Annotated in this window: 10 protein-coding genes; 3 read left to right on the forward strand and 7 right to left on the reverse strand. The window is 65.2% G+C overall.

Features of this window, described 5'->3' with window-relative positions:
- Positions 1–240 precede the first annotated feature (240 nt).
- Together QA635_RS28570 and QA635_RS28575 are read left to right on the forward strand one after the other, a co-directional pair.
- Positions 241–1,947: a methyl-accepting chemotaxis protein gene (locus QA635_RS28570; RefSeq protein ID WP_283062809.1), complete on the forward strand. Its 1,707-nt coding sequence runs from the start codon at positions 241–243 to the stop codon at positions 1,945–1,947.
- Between the two features lie 165 nt (positions 1,948–2,112).
- Entirely contained in the window at positions 2,113–3,615 is a 1,503-nt protein-coding gene (locus QA635_RS28575; protein WP_283062810.1) for a sensor domain-containing diguanylate cyclase, read from the forward strand.
- 46 nt (positions 3,616–3,661) lie between these two features.
- Here the strand turns inward: QA635_RS28575 and QA635_RS28580 are convergent, their stop codons facing one another.
- The 4 genes from QA635_RS28580 to QA635_RS28595 all read right to left on the reverse strand — a co-directional run bounded on the left by QA635_RS28580 (position 3,662) and on the right by QA635_RS28595 (position 11,087).
- The gene (locus QA635_RS28580) at positions 3,662–4,540 is read right to left on the reverse strand and encodes a transglutaminase family protein (protein ID WP_283062811.1); all 879 of its coding nucleotides are present in this window, start codon (positions 4,538–4,540) and stop codon (positions 3,662–3,664) included.
- Complete coding sequence (locus QA635_RS28585; RefSeq protein WP_283062813.1) at positions 4,537–7,080, reverse strand: circularly permuted type 2 ATP-grasp protein; 2,544 nt, start codon at positions 7,078–7,080, stop codon at positions 4,537–4,539. Before QA635_RS28585 ends, QA635_RS28580 begins: the two co-directional genes overlap by 4 nt.
- Positions 7,081–7,100: 20 nt before the next feature.
- Positions 7,101–10,358: a transglutaminase family protein gene (locus QA635_RS28590; RefSeq protein ID WP_283062814.1), complete on the reverse strand. Its 3,258-nt coding sequence runs from the start codon at positions 10,356–10,358 to the stop codon at positions 7,101–7,103.
- A gap of 225 nt (positions 10,359–10,583) precedes the next feature.
- Complete coding sequence (locus tag QA635_RS28595; protein WP_283062816.1) at positions 10,584–11,087, reverse strand: GDSL-type esterase/lipase family protein; 504 nt, start codon at positions 11,085–11,087, stop codon at positions 10,584–10,586.
- A gap of 337 nt (positions 11,088–11,424) precedes the next feature.
- Here QA635_RS28595 and QA635_RS28600 point away from each other — a divergent pair, with 337 nt between their 5' ends.
- On the forward strand, positions 11,425–12,669 hold the full coding sequence (locus tag QA635_RS28600) for an IS4 family transposase (protein ID WP_283071706.1): 1,245 nt from the start codon (positions 11,425–11,427) through the stop codon (positions 12,667–12,669).
- Between the two features lie 167 nt (positions 12,670–12,836).
- Here QA635_RS28600 and QA635_RS28605 read toward each other — a convergent pair whose 3' ends face one another.
- The 3 genes from QA635_RS28605 to QA635_RS28615 all read right to left on the reverse strand — a co-directional run bounded on the left by QA635_RS28605 (position 12,837) and on the right by QA635_RS28615 (position 16,498).
- Positions 12,837–14,360, reverse strand: a complete 1,524-nt coding sequence (locus QA635_RS28605) for a UxaA family hydrolase (protein WP_283062818.1) — start codon at positions 14,358–14,360, stop codon at positions 12,837–12,839.
- 235 nt (positions 14,361–14,595) lie between these two features.
- Positions 14,596–15,372, reverse strand: a complete 777-nt coding sequence (locus tag QA635_RS28610) for an HpcH/HpaI aldolase family protein (RefSeq protein ID WP_229189433.1) — start codon at positions 15,370–15,372, stop codon at positions 14,596–14,598.
- Positions 15,373–15,412: 40 nt separating this feature from the next.
- A complete protein-coding gene (locus tag QA635_RS28615; RefSeq protein WP_283062820.1) occupies positions 15,413–16,498 on the reverse strand; it encodes a malate/lactate/ureidoglycolate dehydrogenase in 1,086 nt (361 codons plus the stop codon).
- Between the last annotated feature and the right edge of the window lie 15 nt (positions 16,499–16,513).

A 16,513-nucleotide genomic window follows, 5' to 3' on the forward strand; every position in this document is an offset into this window, starting at 1 on the left:
GGCGGCGCATCATCGGCGCGGCGGCAGGCCGCGGCCACCCGGCAGACTCAAAGCTGCCGATAAGGCATTGGGATTATTTACAGATTTTAACGGTTGCGGCTGCACAAAACTCGCGCGTTAAGAAATTGTCCATGAAAATTTTGCATAAGCTTTAATCGGCCGAAGGTACTCCCCGGCCTCTTGGAGTGCCCCGCAATGCCCGCCCCCGTCACATTCCCCATCTCCATGTCCCGGCCTCCAATGGCGTCCCGATTCTCGCTTGCTGCCAGGCTGTACTCGACGTTTGCGCTGATTGCGGCGCTGACCGCGGCCATCACCTTCCTGTCCGAATACAATGCGCGGCGTAATGCCGAGCTGACCGAGGCCGTCGACCTCGCAAGCCGTGCCGCACTCAATGTCGAGCGGGTCAATTCACTGGTCTATGCCGTGGTGATGGAATCCCGCGGCATCTACATGTCGACCGATCCGGCAGCGGTGAAGAAATACGGCGACGGGCTACTGGCGTTCAACGAACGCATTCTCGGCGTGGTCAAGAACTGGGAAACGCTGGTGCAGGCCGACGACGCCGCCCAGTTCGCGGTGTTCAAGAAGCGCATCGAGCAATTCATCGATTTCCGCAAAGAGCTGGTACGCCGCGGCATCGAGATCGGCGCCGCAGCCGGGCGGGAATGGGGCGACAACGACGCCAACCGCGACGTGCGCACCGCGCTGAACAAGGATCTCGAGGCGCTCTCCAAGGTCTATGCCGAGCGCAGCAAGAAGCTGGCGCGGGAGACCGACACCAACCGCACGATGGCACTGGTGCTGACCGGCCTCGGCGCCGCGGCCTTGATTGTCGTGGTACTCGGCGTGCTGATCATCGCCCGCTCGGTGGCCCGGCCGCTGTCGCAGATCACCACGACGATCAAGCGCGTCGCCGAGGGCACCGACCATGTCGAAGTACCGCATGTCGGGCGCAGCGACGAGATCGGCGCACTGGCACGCGCCATCAAGGTCTTCCAGGACGCGATGGACCGCAATCGCAGCCTGAACGCGCAGGTCGTACAGGAGTCCGAGGCGCGCGACGCGCGCGGCCGGCATATCGAGACCTTCGTCGAAGCGTTCCGTGGCACGATCGGCGAGGTGCTCCGCGCGGTGCACGACAACGCTGCGACGATGCGTCAGACCGCGCAGACCATCGCAACCGTCGCGTCGGACGCCAGCGGCCGCGCCGTGGCGGCGGCGGGCGCCACCGAACAGGCCTCGAGCAACGTCTCCGCGGTGGCGGGCGCAGCCGAAGAACTCTCCGCCTCGGTCGAGGAGATCGGCCGCCAGGTCAAGCAGTCGTCCGGCGCCGTCGATCAGGCCGGTGCGCGCACCGACCGCTCGATCACCGAGATCGAGGGCCTTGCCGCCACCACCCAGCGCATCGACGGGGTGCTGAGCCTGATCCAGGCGATCGCCGAGCAGACCAACCTGCTCGCCCTCAACGCCACCATCGAAGCCGCCCGCGCCGGCGATGCCGGCCGTGGCTTCGCCGTCGTCGCGCACGAGGTCAAGGCGCTGGCCGGCCAGACAGCGAAGGCAACCGCCGAGATCAGTGAGAATGTGGGCCTGATCCAGGCCTCGACCCGCAACTCGGTGGCCGCCGTGCGCGAGATCGGTCAGGCGGTGCGCGAGATCAGCAACGTCACCGCGAACATCGCGAGCGCGATCGGCCAGCAGGACGCGGCGACGCGCGAAATCTCCGCCAATGCCCAGATGGCCGCCCAGGGCAACGAAACCCTGGTTACCAATGTCGGCTCGCTCCGCGATGACATGGACCAGACCAGCAAGGCGGCGGAATCGGTGCTCGCGGCCTCGAACGATCTGACCACCACCGCCGAGACGCTATCGCGCGAGGTCGAGCAGTTCTTCCGCAACCTGCGCAGCGACGCGGCCGACCGCCTGCAGCGGACCGGAACCTGAGCGGCGATGTGGCGGGGCCCTGCGACAGGGCGCCGGCAATCCGGATGGTTAAGACTCTCCCAACGCACGGACGCAAATTGCCTCCGCTTCGGGTCGCATTTCTCAATTTGATGCCTCCATAGAAAAGCGTCACTGCGCGTGGGCGCGGGGAAGTGGAAGCGAGCAATGAACGGGCTTTTGCCAAAGCCGAAGGCAGTGCCGACCAAACGGCTCCTTGCGCTCGGGATCGGCCTCGTTCTCTGCTTTTCGGCGATCTGCGCATCCATCCTCTGGGAGATGGCGGGCAAGGACTATCAGCATGCGAAGCAAGGTGCGACCAACCTCGTCGCCTCCATCGCCAGCGAGATCGACCGCAACATCGACCTTTATGACCTCTCGCTCCAGGCCGTCGCCGACGGCGTCAAGCTTCCGGAGCTCGGTAAGATCAGCCCGGAGCTTCGCCAGGTCGTGCTGTTTGACCGCGCCGCCACGGCCAAGGATCTCGGCTCGATCCTCGTGCTGAATGCGGCGGGGGACGTCACGCTCGATTCCAGGACGTTGACGCCGCAGGCCGCAAATTTCGCCGATCGAGACTTCTTCCGGGCACATCGGACGCGAGCGGACAGCGGGCTGTTCATCAGCGCTCCGTGGATTACCTCTGATGGCGAATATCTGATCAGCCTCAGCCGCCGCATCAACAATGACGACGGTTCCTTTGCCGGCGTGGTCGCGGGCAGCATGCGGCTCAGCTATTTTCACAATCTGTTTCGCAAGCTGAACTTCGGCTTTGGCGACAGCATGGCGCTGTTCAACAGCGATGGCGTCATACTGATGCGCGCACCGTTCGACATCAGCAAGATCGGGCAAAGCATCAAGGACTCTCTGGTCTTCAAGCAATTTCCGGCACGGCAGTCCGGCTCCTACATCACGAAATCGATCGTCGATCACGTCAACCGGCTCTATGTTTTCCAGGCGGTCGGACACAATCGCCTGCTCATCGCCGAGGGTCTCGCGCTCGACGGCATCTATGCCGACTGGTGGCAACAGCTCTGGCTGATCGGCAGCGTGGTTGCAGCGCTCTGCGGCTTCTCGATCGTGCTGATGTTCTACCTGGTGGCCGCTCTCAAACGGCGGGCCGCCGCGGAAGACCGGCTCGCGCACCTCGCGAACACGGATGCACTGACAGGCCTAGCCAACCGCCGCCGCCTTGACGATACCCTTGACGTAGAATGGCGCCGTGGCATGCGCGCAAAGGCGCCGGTCTCGCTTCTGATGATCGACGTCGATCATTTCAAGATCTACAACGACACCTACGGGCATCAGGCCGGCGACGCCGTGCTCACCACCGTGGGACGGTGCATCGCAAGCAGCGCCAAGCGTGCAACTGATCTCGGTGCCCGCTATGGCGGCGAGGAGTTTTCGGTGTTGCTGCCGGGCATCGGCAAGACGGGCGCCCTGGAAATTGCCGAACGGATTCGCACCAAGCTGGCGGCTGCGCGGGAATCCGAGCCTGAATTGCCGACCGTCAGCATCGGATTGTCCTGCCTCGTCCCGGACCACGAGCGCACGTCGCGCGATCTGCTCAAGGCCGCGGACCTTGCGCTCTATCAAGCCAAGCGTGAAGGCCGCGACCGCATCATCGTGAGCCCGATCGGGTGGGACAAATCGGGTAAGCGGCACGTCGCCTGATCGCGACCGCATTGGCACGATCGAACGCGCCGCCCGCCCGCCTCGCTCACTCCACCGGCAGCACGTCGACGGCAACGGCGAGCTTCTGCTTGCGCGCGCCGACGATGACGCCATCGACCGGCGAGACGTCGGCAAAGTCGCGGCCGATGGCGAGAATGATGTAGTCGCTTCCGACCATCAGATCGTTGGTCGGGTCGAACCCGACCCAGCCGAGCGCGCTGCCGCACCAGACCGAGACCCAGGCATGGGTGGCGTCCGCGCCCTGCAGCCGCGGCTGGCCCGGCGGCGGAATGGTGCGCAAATAGCCGCTGACATAGGCCGCGGGCAGGCCGAGGCCGCGCAGCCCCGCGATCATCACATGGGCAAAGTCCTGGCACACGCCGTGGCGCTTTTCGAACACGTCGCGAAGCGGCGTCGAGATCACGGTCGCCTTGGGATCGTATTTGAAGTCGTTGCGGATACGGCGCATCAGGTCGGCAGCCCCGGTGAGGATGCCGCCACCGGGCGAGAAGCTCGCGGAAGCGTAGGCCGTCACGGGCCGTAGCACCGGCACCAGCGCGCTGGCAAAGACGTAGCCGACCGGCGAGGCCGCATCGAGGCTCAACGCCTCGAACGCGTTGTCACGCACGTCCTCCCAGGGCGGACTGGCGGCGTCGCGCGCCGGCGGCTGCCGCGCCACCGAGACCCGCGAGCGGGCATCGATGCGCAGACTGCGATGCGCGGTCTCGATCAGGACGCTTTCAGTGAGCGTGCCGAAGAAGTCGCGCCTTGCGGTGCGTTCCGCGGGCCTCGGACGGATCTCGACCGAATGCGAGATCAGCTGCTGCCCGTCGCCAGTGACCGGCTCCAGCCGCAGCGAGCAGCGCGCGAAGCTGACCTGGGTCTCGTAGCTGTAGGTCGTGACGTGACGGATGTCGTAGATCACGCCAGCCCCGTGAGCTTCTCCGGCCGGCTGGCATTCGGTCCGTGCGGGAAATAATGCAGCCCGATCGCGTCGGCGAGGTTGAGCAGATCCTGCTCCAGCGCGAACAGCGTCTTGACGTCGAGGCTCGAGGCTTCAGCCGTTGTGAGCATTGCCTCGACCGCGACGGCAAGACGCTGCGGCCGCTCGATCAGGCCGTGCTCCTTCAGGCTCGGCAGCGCGGCAACATGCTCGTTCAGCGCCGCGACCTGGAATGCGACCGAGCGCGGATTATAGGGGTCGAGCACCGCCAGATCGCGCACCGGTGCGAGCAGCGGCTGCACCAGATAGCGCGAGCGATAAGTGATCTGGCAGTCGACCAGCGTGAGCAGAACGTCGAGATCCTCATCACCGGCTTCGTCATAGGCGAACTGACGGGCAAAGCGCGTGGTGTTGACGGCGCGCTCGGCGCGACGGCCCATTTCGAGGAAACGCCAGCCGGCGGCGCGGTTCATGTTTTCCTGCGCGAGGCCGGCGAAGCTTGCGAGCTCCTGCAGGGTCAGTTCGGCGGCGCTGACGACGCCGTCATCGTCATGAACCTCGATGGCCAGCCGATCAGCCATCTCGGTGATGACCTGCCAGGCGTCCGGCGACAGCCGCTCGCGGAGCGAGGTCGCCGTGCGCTGCGCGGATCGCACCAGCGACAGCGCCGAACCGAATTTCTCCTCGCTCTGCAGCGCTTCGAGCGCGACCTTGGCGAGATTGGCGCGCGCGGTCTGCGAGGCCGCGCCCCAGGCGACCAGCATGCGCTGGATGCGCTCGGCCGAATGCATCGCCGGCGCCGAGCCGTTCGAATTCGCGCGCGCAGGATCGCGCAGCGGCGTGCACAGCGCGCGGATCAGCCGGATGGTGGCCTCGGCGCGCTCCAGATAGCGGCCGAGCCAGAACAGATTGTCGGCGGCACGGCTCGGCAGCACGCCGGCGATGCGGCGGATGCGGACGGTGTCGACCGCCGGCAGCAGGGTCGAGGTCTCAACCGCCTTGTCGGAAACCACCCAGACATCGGCGGACACCGCGCCATCGCCCATCGACACCGCGCGCGCATCGGCCCGATCGGCAATCCGGCAGAAGCCGCCGGGCAGCACAGTCCAGCCGCTCGGCGTCGCCGCCGCGAACACCCGCAACACGAACGGACGCGGCGCGATGCGGCCGTTCTCCCATACCGGCGTGGTCGACAGCCGCACGAGCTCCTGACCGACATAATCGATGCCGCGATGGCTGATGGCATCCTTCAGGCGGTCGCGGTCGGCTGCCGACAATTCGCCCGGGAGCACCGGTCCGTTGCCGGGAAAATCCGCAACGCCGCGGCCATAGGCGCCTTCGATCGCGAACTCGTCGAGCCGCGACAGCACCTCTTCGCGGGCGGATTTCTGACCGCACCACCAGGTCGCGATGTGCGGCATCATCAGGTCTTCAGAGAGCAGGCGCCGGCACAGATTGGGCAGGAAGCCGAGCAGCGCCCTCGCCTCCATCACGCCGGAGCCCGGCATGTTGGCGACCACGACGCCGCCCTTGCGCAGAACCTCGACAAGCCCGGGCACGCCGAGATAGGAGGACGCGTCGAGCTCGAGCGGATCGAGCATGTTGGAATCGACCCGGCGCAGCAGCACGTCGAGCCGCTTCAGCCCGGCGACGGTGCGGATGTGGACGCGGTCGCCGGAGACCGCGAGATCGTCGCCCTCGACCAGCAGGAAACCCAGATAGCGCGCCAGCGTGGCGTGCTCGAAGTAGGTCTCGCTGAACGCGCCGGGCGTCAGCAGGCCGATCCGCGGCTCGTCGCGATCGGCGCTGGCGCGCAGCGAATCGCGGAACGCCTCGAAGAACGGCGCGACGCGCTCGACATTCATCGACTTGTAGAGATTGGAAAAGGCGCGCGACAGCACCAGGCGGTTTTCCAGCGCATAGCCCGCGCCCGACGGTGCCTGCGTGCGATCGCCGAGCACCCACCAGCGGCCGTCGGGCCCGCGGCCGATGTCGGCGGCATAGAGATGCAGATAGCGCCCCCCCGGCGGCTTGATGCCGCTGACCGCGCGCAGATACTCGCTGCTGCCGGCGATCGCCGCCGCGGGGATGGCACCGTCGGCAACGAGGCGGCCTTCGCCGTAGAGATCGGCCAGCACCATCTCCAGAAGCTGCGCGCGTTGCGCGACACCAGCGGCGAGCTGGCGCCAGTCCGCCGCGTCGATGATCAGCGGCAGATGGCTGAGCGGCCAGATCCGGTCGGAAGTGTCGCCCGGCGCGCGATAGGTGACGCCGGCCTCATGCAGATGGCGATCGGCGGAGGCGAAGCGGCGCTCGATATCGGCCGGCGACAGCGCGGCAAAGGCGTCGAAAAAGCGCGCCCAAGCCGGCCGCGGCGCGCCGTTGTCGGCAATATACTCGTCGGGAATGCCGGGCAGCCGGACATAGTCGCGGGTCCACTGCGCCATCCGGCGCTGACCGGGACGAGCCCTGCTCTCCTGACTGCTGCCTTGACTATTGCCTTGGCCACCCGATGCGGACATTCCACTTCCCCTTGACACAATTAGTGCAGGAGCGGCGTCCGCAAGTCGAGGGTCAAGGGAAACTCAATTGTGCGTTCCTCGGGCGGCGTCTCGATCTTGCCGGGGGTATGGCCGTGCTCCTGGAAGCGCGCCAGCCGCCGCGCCTCGGCCTCGTAGGAATTGACCGGCTTGGTCTCGTAGTTGCGGCCGCCGGGATGGGCGACATGATAGACGCAGCCGCCGAGCGAGCGGCCATTCCAGGTATCGATCAGGTCAAACGTCAGCGGCGCATGCACGGGAATGGTCGGATGCAGGCCGGAGGCCGGCTGCCAGGCCTTGAAACGAACACCGGCGACCGCCTCGCCGGCACGGCCGGTCTCGGTCATCGGCATCCGTCTGCCGTTGCAGGTGATGACATGGCGCCCCTCGACGAATCCGGTCGCCTTCACCTGCAGACGCTCGACCGACGAATCGACGTAGCGCACGGTGCCGCCCGAGGTGCCCTCCTCGCCCAGCACATGCCATGGTTCGAGCGCCTGCCGCAGCTCGATACCCACGCCACCATGATGAACGCGGCCGAAGGCGGGGAAACGGAATTCAAGTTGCGCCTGGTACCATTCCGGCTCGACGTCGTAACCCGATTGCTTCAGCTCGGCGAGCACGCCGAGGAAATCCTCCCAGAGGAAATGCGGCAGCATGAAGCGGTCATGCAGCGCGGTGCCCCAGCGCACGAACCTGCCCTGCTGCGGCTCGCGCCACAGCTTTGCGATCAGCGCGCGGATCAACAGTTGCTGCGCCAGCGACATCCGCGGGTCGGGCGGCATCTCGAGCGCGCGGAATTCGACGAGGCCGAGCCGGCCGGTCGGGCCGTCGGGCGAATAGAGCTTGTCGATGCAGATCTCGGCGCGGTGGGTGTTGCCGGTGATGTCGACCAGGATATGCCGGAACAAGCGGTCGACCAGCCACAGCGGCGCGTCCATGCCCGGCGGCGGCACGTGCGACAGCGCGATCTCGAGCTCATAGAGCCCGTCATGCCGCGCCTCGTCGATGCGCGGCGCCTGGCTGGTCGGGCCGATGAACATCCCGGAAAACAGGTAGGACAGCGACGGATGCCGCTGCCAGTACAGCACGAGGCTCTTCAACAGATCGGGCCGGCGCAGGAACGGTGAATCCTCCGGCCTGCTGCCGCCGACCACGATGTGGTTGCCGCCGCCGGTGCCGGTGTGGCGGCCGTCGATCAGGAAACGGTTGGCCCCTAACCGCGTCTTGGCGGAGTCCTCATAGAGGCCGAGCGTGATGTCGACGGCCTCGCGCCAGCTTTGCGCCGGCTGCACGTTGATCTCGATCACGCCGGGATCCGGCGTCACCTTGATCACCTCGATGCGCGGATCGAAAGGCGGCGGGTAACCTTCGACATGGACTTGCAGCTGCAGCTCCTCGGCGGCGGCTTCGATCGCTGCGATCAGGTCGAGATAATCCTCGACCTTCTCGACCGGCGGCATGAAAGCGCACAGCACGCCGTCGCGAACCTCGATCGACATCGCGGTGCGCACCGGCAGCGGCTCGGGAATCTCCTTCAAGGCTTGCTGCAGCTCGTCGGAAAGCACGTCGCGCGGCGCCATCGGATCGCGTTCGACGACGTAGGGATAATCGTCCGGCGGCACATATTCGAGCGAGGCGATCGGAAGCCGCAAGCCCAGCGGCGAGTCGCCGGGTGACAGGAACAGATGGCTGCGCCGGATCTTCCAGCGCTCGCTGCGCCAGCGTGCCGGCACGCGATCGCCGAGCGGGCTCCAGCGCTGGATCGGCAGCACGTAACCTTTCGGCGTGGTCAGCCCCTCGTCGAACACCCGCGCCATCCGGGCGCGCTCTTCCGGATCGGTCAGCTTGGAATTCGCCGGGCTGACATTGGCCGGCAGGCCGGCCTCACGCTGCAGCCAGAAGGCGGGATCTTCATAAGCCGGCATGGCATAGTCGGCGCTGAGACCAAGCTTGGTTGCTGTTACTTCGACGAAACGCTGGGCCTCCGCGATCTCGGCCCTGCTCGAATTCTCAATGCCGGCGATCAACGCGGCATTGTTCCAGATCGGCTTGCCGTCCTTGCGCCAGTAAAGACCGAACGCCCAGCGCGGCAGGCTCTCGCCGGGATACCATTTGCCCTGGCCGTAATGCAGCAGGCCGCCCGGCGCGAACCGCATGCGCAGCTTGCGGATCAATTCGTCGGCGAGCGCGCGCTTGGTCGGACCGACCGCGGCGACATTCCACTCCGGCGATTCCAGATCGTCGACCGAAACGAAGGTCGGCTCGCCGCCCATGGTCAGGCGCACATCGTCTTTCCCCAGGTCGGCATCGACCTGCTCGCCGAGCCGGTCGAGCCGCGCCCAGGATTCATCGGAGAATGGTTTGGTGATGCGCGGCGCCTCGCCGATGCGCTTGACACTCATCTCGAAGCCGAATTCGACATTGGCAACGCCCGCGGTGCCGGTCACCGGCGCGGCCGAGCGATAGTGTGGCGTGGCACAGACCGGGATGTGGCCCTCGCCCGTCAGCATGCCGGAGGTGACGTCGAAACCGATCCAGCCCGCCCCCGGCAGATAGACCTCGGCCCAGGCGTGCAGGTCGGTGAAATCGCTCTCGACCTCGCGCGGCCCCTCGAGCGGATCGATGTCCGGCCGCAGCTGAATGAGATATCCGGAGACGAAACGCGCGGCGAGCCCGAGGTGGCGCAGCGTCTGGATCAAGAGCCACGCCGAGTCGCGGCAGGAGCCGGAGCCCGCGGCCAAGGTCTCCTCCGGCGTCTGGATGCCGGCCTCCATGCGGATGACGTAGCTGATCTTCTTTTGCAGCTGCGCGTTCAGCTCGACCAGGAAGTTGACGGTGCTGTCAGCCTGGCGCGGAATCTCCTTCAGGTAAGCCGCGAGCAGCGGCTCGGCCTCATCGGTTTCGAGATAGGGCGCGAGCTCGGTCTTGAGATCACCGGGATATTCGAACGGAAAGCTGTTGGCATAGGGCTCGACGAAGAAGTCGAACGGATTGACCACCGTCATGTCAGCGGTGAAATCGACCTCGACCTTGAGCTCGGTCGCCTTCTCGGGGAAGACGTAGCGCGCCAGCCAGTTGCCCTGCGGGTCCTGTTGCCAGTTCACGAAGTGATTGGCGGGCGAGACCTTGAGCGAATAGCTCGTAATCGGCGTGCGCGTATGCGGCGCCGGCCGAAGCCGAATGGTCTGGGGCCCGAGATCGATCGGCCGGTCGTATTTGTAGTGCGTGACGTGATGCAGTGCGACTGATATCGACACGGACCGAGGGCTCCAGCAGCTTTTTTGAGCAGAACACTGCTGCCGGTCGACATCAAGCACTAACAACGGGCACGGGGTGCCCAAGGTAAGGGCGCGATCCGTAGCCCGCATGGAGCGAAGCGAAATCCGGGGTCTTCATCCGCAGGAAGAGTCCCGGATTGCGCGGAGCCTGTCATCGGGCGCGCAATCGCGCGACCCGTTGGCTTCATCCGGACTACGCGATTGCTAGCGGCCGATCGCGCCGGATACCTGCGACGCGAGTTGCTCGGCGAGCATGTGATAGCCCTCGGGGGTCAAATGCACACCATCGGGCTGATGGGGGAGTCCACCCAGCATCCCGTTAGGGAGCATGATCACCGCGATGCCGCGGGTGCTGAGGCGACTTTGAATATCCGCTGTCCTGTCAGGGCTGCCCTTGCGTCGATCATTGCCGCCCGGCTGCAAAATAACCGCACGCGTCCCGTTCGGGACGGCGCGGTCCAGGCGTTGCAGCATCCCTTCCGTGGTGTCGCCGTTGATGCCGGCGTTCACGACACGGACGTTCAATCCCTTCGCCCGCAAGATCGCTTCGAGCTGCGCGGGATAGGCCTGGTTGCGCGCCACGCCCTTGCCGTAGGTATTGCTCGCGCCAAGCGCGACTATGGTTGCGGCGTCAGCCGAACCGACGCCGAGGCTCAAAGCGGCGAGAAATGCAATGCATCCAACAATTCCCAACCGACGCGCGCGCATGCTTCCTCCGCCCCATCCGTAGCCCGGATGGAGCGCAGCGTAGACCGGGAAGCCTCATTCGCCAACGTGCTTCCTTGTCGTCCCTGCGAACTTGTCGTCCCTGCTTTCGCACTAGCGTCTCTACACGGTTTTGGGGCGCGACAGATTGACTCGGTGCAGCAAGAAGTGGCGTCTCTGCAGCATGTTGTATGATTCTCTCACGGGCGCTTTGATTCGAAGGAGCGCCAGCGATGCAGCCGGATTTGTCTTTGGGTGAGTTCGGGGACGTTCGTCTCGACAAAAGGGGGCGACGCTTCTCCGGGCTATGCTTTGCACGCGCAGCGTCTGCTTGCGCCAGATGGCCCGGGGCGATTGGGCTGCCAATATGGCGTTCTGGCGGTTTGTGAACAACCCCCAAGTCACGATCGATAAATTGATTGAGGGCTGGAGCGCGCAGACGCGGACTGCGGTCAGCGGGCGTCATGTGCTGGCGATCCAGGATACGAGCGAGGTCAAGTTCCAGACCCAGGCGGGACGGCGGCGCGGGCTGGGCAAAGTCGGCAAGGGCAATGCTCGCGGCGTGCTGTTGCATGCGATGATGGCGGTGGATGCCGACAGCGGGGTCTGTCTTGGCCTTACTGGCGGCAACGTTTGGACGCGCAAAGGCAAGGTAAAAATCCCGCATGAGCGGCGCGCCTTGGCCGACAAGGAGTCGGCGCGCTGGGTGACGGCCGCCGAGCAAGGCCGCGACGTCCTGGCAGATGCCCGCATGATCACCGTCGTCAACGACCGCGAGGGGGATTTCTTTGCTCACTGGGCGCTGACGCCAGCTGAGAATGTCCATCTTCTGTCGCGTGCCATGCACGACCATGCGCTGGTCGATGGCGACACACTTTATCAGGCGGTCGAGCGGAGCCGCTTCTGCGACAACGCGGTGATCGATCTGCCGCAGCGAATGGATCGGCGCGGCCGGCAGGCCCATCTCTCGATGCGCTTCGGAACCGTCGTGCTCAAGCGGCCGCAGAGGCCCGGCGTCACCGACTTGGCGGAGGGCATCAAACTCAGCTTCGTAGAAGTGGTCGAGTTGCATCCGCCGAGAGGTGCGGAGCCCATTCGCTGGCTGCTCCTGACCACTCATACGGTCGCCACCGTTAAAGACGCCTGGCAGATCGTCTCCTGGTACCGCCAGCGCTGGATCATTGAGCAACTCTTTCGCTCGCTGAAGAGCCAGGGTTTGCGCATCGAGGATAGTCAGATCGAGAGCGCCGAAGGCCTGATCAAGCTCGTGGCGGTCGCCACCAGAGCGGCATGTATCGTCATTCAACTCGTTCAGGCCCGCAACAGTGGCGAAGAATTGCCGGCTGAATTTGTCTTCACCGCAGAAGAGATCGAGACGCTCAGGGCCATCAACAAAACCATGAAAGGTCGCACCGAGCTTCAGAAAAACCACCATCGCCCCAACACTCTTGCTTGGGCGGCATGGATCATCGCAAAACTCGGCGGATGGACCGGCTACGCCTCCCACCGTCCACCTGGACCAATCACCTTCCACACCGGAATGGCCCGCTTCCAAATCCTCGCAAATGGCCCGACAAACGTGTAGATGCACTAGTGCGAAAGCAGGGACCCATACCGCGTGGTCCGATTGATGAAAGACGGTGGCAGACACCTTTCGCATAACCACAGCCGGTGGTTATGGGTCCCTGCTCCGTGCGCAATAGCGCACTCGGCAGGGACGACACTGAAGTGTGGGCTATATCGCAGCCTCTCTCACATCGTCGCGCCGAGCACCCACGGCGCGAATTCGGCGCCGCCGAAGTCAAAGCTCTCGCTCTTGGTCGGCTGGCCCGAGGCGGTCTTGAGGATGAGGTCGAAGATGCGCTGGCCGCATTCCTGCACGCTCTCCTCGCCGTCGAGGATGGTGCCGCAGTTGACGTCCATGTCGTCTTCCATCCGCTTGTACATCGGCGTGTTGGTGGCGAGCTTGATCGACGGCGCGGGCTTGCAGCCGAACACGCTGCCGCGGCCGGTGGTGAAGCAGACGAGGTTGGCGCCGCCGGCGACCTGCCCGGTCGCGGCGACCGGGTCGTAGCCCGGCGTGTCCATGAACACAAAGCCCTTCTTGGTGACGGGCTCGGCGTAGTTGAGGACGTCGACGAGGTTGGTGCTGCCGGCCTTGGCCATCGCGCCCAGCGACTTCTCAAGGATGGTGGTGAGACCGCCGGCCTTGTTGCCCGGGCTCGGATTGGCGTTCATTTCGGCGCCCTCACGCTGGGTGTACTCCTCCCACCAGCGCATCAGGCCGACCAGCTTCTCGCCGACCTCGCGGCTGACGGCGCGGCGAGTCAGCAGATGCTCCGCGCCATAGGTCTCGGGCGTCTCCGAGAGGATCACGGTGCCTCCGTGACGGACCAAGAGGTCGCTCGCCGCGCCGAGCGCCGGGTTGGCGGATACGCCGGAGTAACCATCCGAGCCGCCGCATTGCAGCGCCACGGTGAGTTCGCTCGCCGGCACCGCCTCGCGCTTGACCTTGTTGGCGTCGGCGAGCGCCTCCTTCACGAAGGCAACGCCGGCTTCCACCGTCTTGCGGGTGCCGCCGACCTCCTGGATGTCCATCGCGCGCAGCCGGCCCGCAAGCTTCTGCTCCTGCATCAGACCGCCGATCTGGTTCACCTCGCAGCCGAGGCCGAGCACGATGACGTTGGAGAAATTCACATGCCGCGCATAGCCGCCGAGCGTGCGGCGGAGCAGCGCCAAGGGCTCGTCCTGGGTCATGCCGCAGCCGGTCTTGTGGGTCAGCGCGACGACGCCGTCGACATTCGGGAAATCGGCGAGCGGATTGTCGCCGGTGAACGGGTTCTTCTTGAACATGTCGGCCACGATGCCGGCGACATGGGCGCTGCAATTCACCGAGGTAAGGATGCCGATATAGTTGCGGGTCGCGACGCGGCCGTCAGCGCGGCGGATACCTTCGAACGTCGCCGGCAGATCGAAGTTCGGCACTGGCTTGACGTCGACGCCATAGGCATAATCCTTGGCGAAATCGCCCATGCCGCAGTTCTGGGTATGCACGTGCTGGCCGGGCGCAATCGCCTGGGTCGCAAAGCCGATGATCTGGCCGTAGCGCCGGATCGGCTCGCCTTGCGCGATCGGCTTGATCGCGACCTTGTGGCCCGCTGGAATGCGATCGACCGTGGTGACGCCCTCGGTCACCTCAAGCCCCGGCGGCAGGCTCGCGCGCGCGATCAGGACGCTGTCGTCGGCGTGCAGGCGGATCACTTGTGCCGAGCCCATGGGAGTTCTCCTTTGGAGTTAGTCACCCCTCCCCGTCCTTTACGGGGAGAGGTCGAATTCTCGCACAGCGAGAATTCGGGTGAGGGGCGAGGCACATTGCCAATTACAAAGACGGTGCTCGCCGGATAGAGGGCCCTCACCCCAACCCTCTCCCCGCATCCGCCTTCGCCCGAAGGCGGGCTTCGGCGGACAAGAAAGCGGGGCGAGGGAGCAGAGCTAACATCGCGGACAGAACTTACGCCTTGCCGCCGGACTTCTCGCGGGTCGCGTTGACCTGCATCTTGGCGTAGACCTGCATCAGGCCGACCTCGTTCGACAGCGTCACGAGCTTGAAGCCCATGTTGATCGCGCGCACCGCGCCTTCGGCGCCCGAGCAGTGGATGCCCGGATTGAGGCCGCGCTTGCCGCATTCCTTGATGATCTTCTCGTAGATCTTGAGGATCTCCGGCTCGTCACGATCGAGCTTCGGCACCAGGCCGTAGGAGAAGCCGAGATCGGACGGGCCGATATAGACGCCATCGATGCCTTCGACATCGAGGATCGCTTCCATGTTCTCGACCGCGGTCTTGGTCTCCATCATCGGCAGCAGCACGATCTCGTCGTTGGCGGTCTGCTGATAGGTGCCGGCCGAGCCGTACATGCCGGCGCGGATCGGGCCGTTGGAGCGCACGCCCTTCGGCGGATATTTGGCGTAGGAGACGAGGTTTCTGGCTTCCTGCGGTGTGTTGACCATCGGGCAGATCACGCCATAGGCGCCGCCGTCCAGCACCTTGCCGATAATGCCGGGCTCATTCCAGGGCACGCGGACCATCGGCGTCACCGGATGGGCATGCATCGACTGGAAGCACTGCACCATCGACTGATAATCTTGCACACCGTGCTGCATGTCGACGGTGACGCTGTCGAAGCCGCATTGCGCGATCACTTCGGCGGAGAATCCCGAGGGGATCGCGAGCCACGCGTTCACCACCGCCTTGCCGGATGCCCAGACTTGCTTGACCTTGTTTGCCATTGATCGCGTTTCCCTTTGCGGTTTATTGGGGGACGAGCCTTCAGCTGGTCGCCCGCTGGATAGAAACTTCGCTGACGCCGACTTCGCGCGCGGTATTCACTATCGCCGCCCAGGTGTCGTCAGGCAAGGGGATGCCATTCCTGGTGCGATCGGCGCGGGTTTTCCGCTCGGGATCGCCCGGAACCAGCACGGAATCTGTCCCCGCGATCGGCTTGGTAGCGCGGATGAAATCAGTGTAGCGGGTGATTTCGTCGTCGAAGAAATTGCTGGTGTCGATCACCTTGGGGTCGATGTAGAACGCCATCATGCCGTTGGCGAAGCGCCGGTCCGACGACGTCGCGCCGGTGCCGGTCAGCGCGCCGCCGAGCAGTTCGCAGATGAAGGCGAGACCCGAGCCCTTGTGATCGCCGAAGGCGCGGATCGCGCCAGTTCCCTTGGTGTGGTCGCGCGGTCCGTCCGGCGTGTACGGACCATACAGCACGTGCGGATCCTCGCTCAGTGTGCCGTCGGCATCGACGAGCGCGCCGGGCGGCAGCTTCTTGCCGCCGCGGCTTGCGACCAGGCACTTGCCCTCAGCGACAACCGAGGTCGCAAAATCGAGCACGATCGGATCCTGGCCCTGACGCGGAATGCCGACGCAATACGGCGCCGTGGACAGGCGCTTCTCGACGCCACCGTAAGGTGCAACCAGCAGCGAGCCGGCCGCGGTCACGAAATGAATTGAAACAAGACCTTCGGCGGCGGCCATCTCGGCCCAGTCGCCGACGCGGCCGAGATGACCGGAGTTGCGCAGCGCGACCGCGGCGAGCCCCGCCTTCTTGCACTTCTCGATGCCGAGTCTGACCGCAACCGGCGTGACGGTCTGGCCATAGCCGAACTTGCCGTCGACAACCGCGAGCGACGGCGTGTCGACCACCACCTCGGGAGTCTGGTTCGGCACGATCGAGCCCATCTTCTTCCACCTGACATAGACGGGCACACGGATCACGCCGTGGCTGTCATGCCCGGTGAGGTTCGCGGTCGTCAGATAGGTCGCGATGCGCTTCGCCTCTTCCGGAGAGGACTCCGAATGGGAAAACACCTCGGAGACGAAGTTGATGAGGTTATCGACCTTGATGGTGACCATGAAAAACCAGCTCGC

The organism is Bradyrhizobium brasilense (assembly GCF_029714345.1).
Lineage (GTDB): Bacteria > Pseudomonadota > Alphaproteobacteria > Rhizobiales > Xanthobacteraceae > Bradyrhizobium > Bradyrhizobium australafricanum.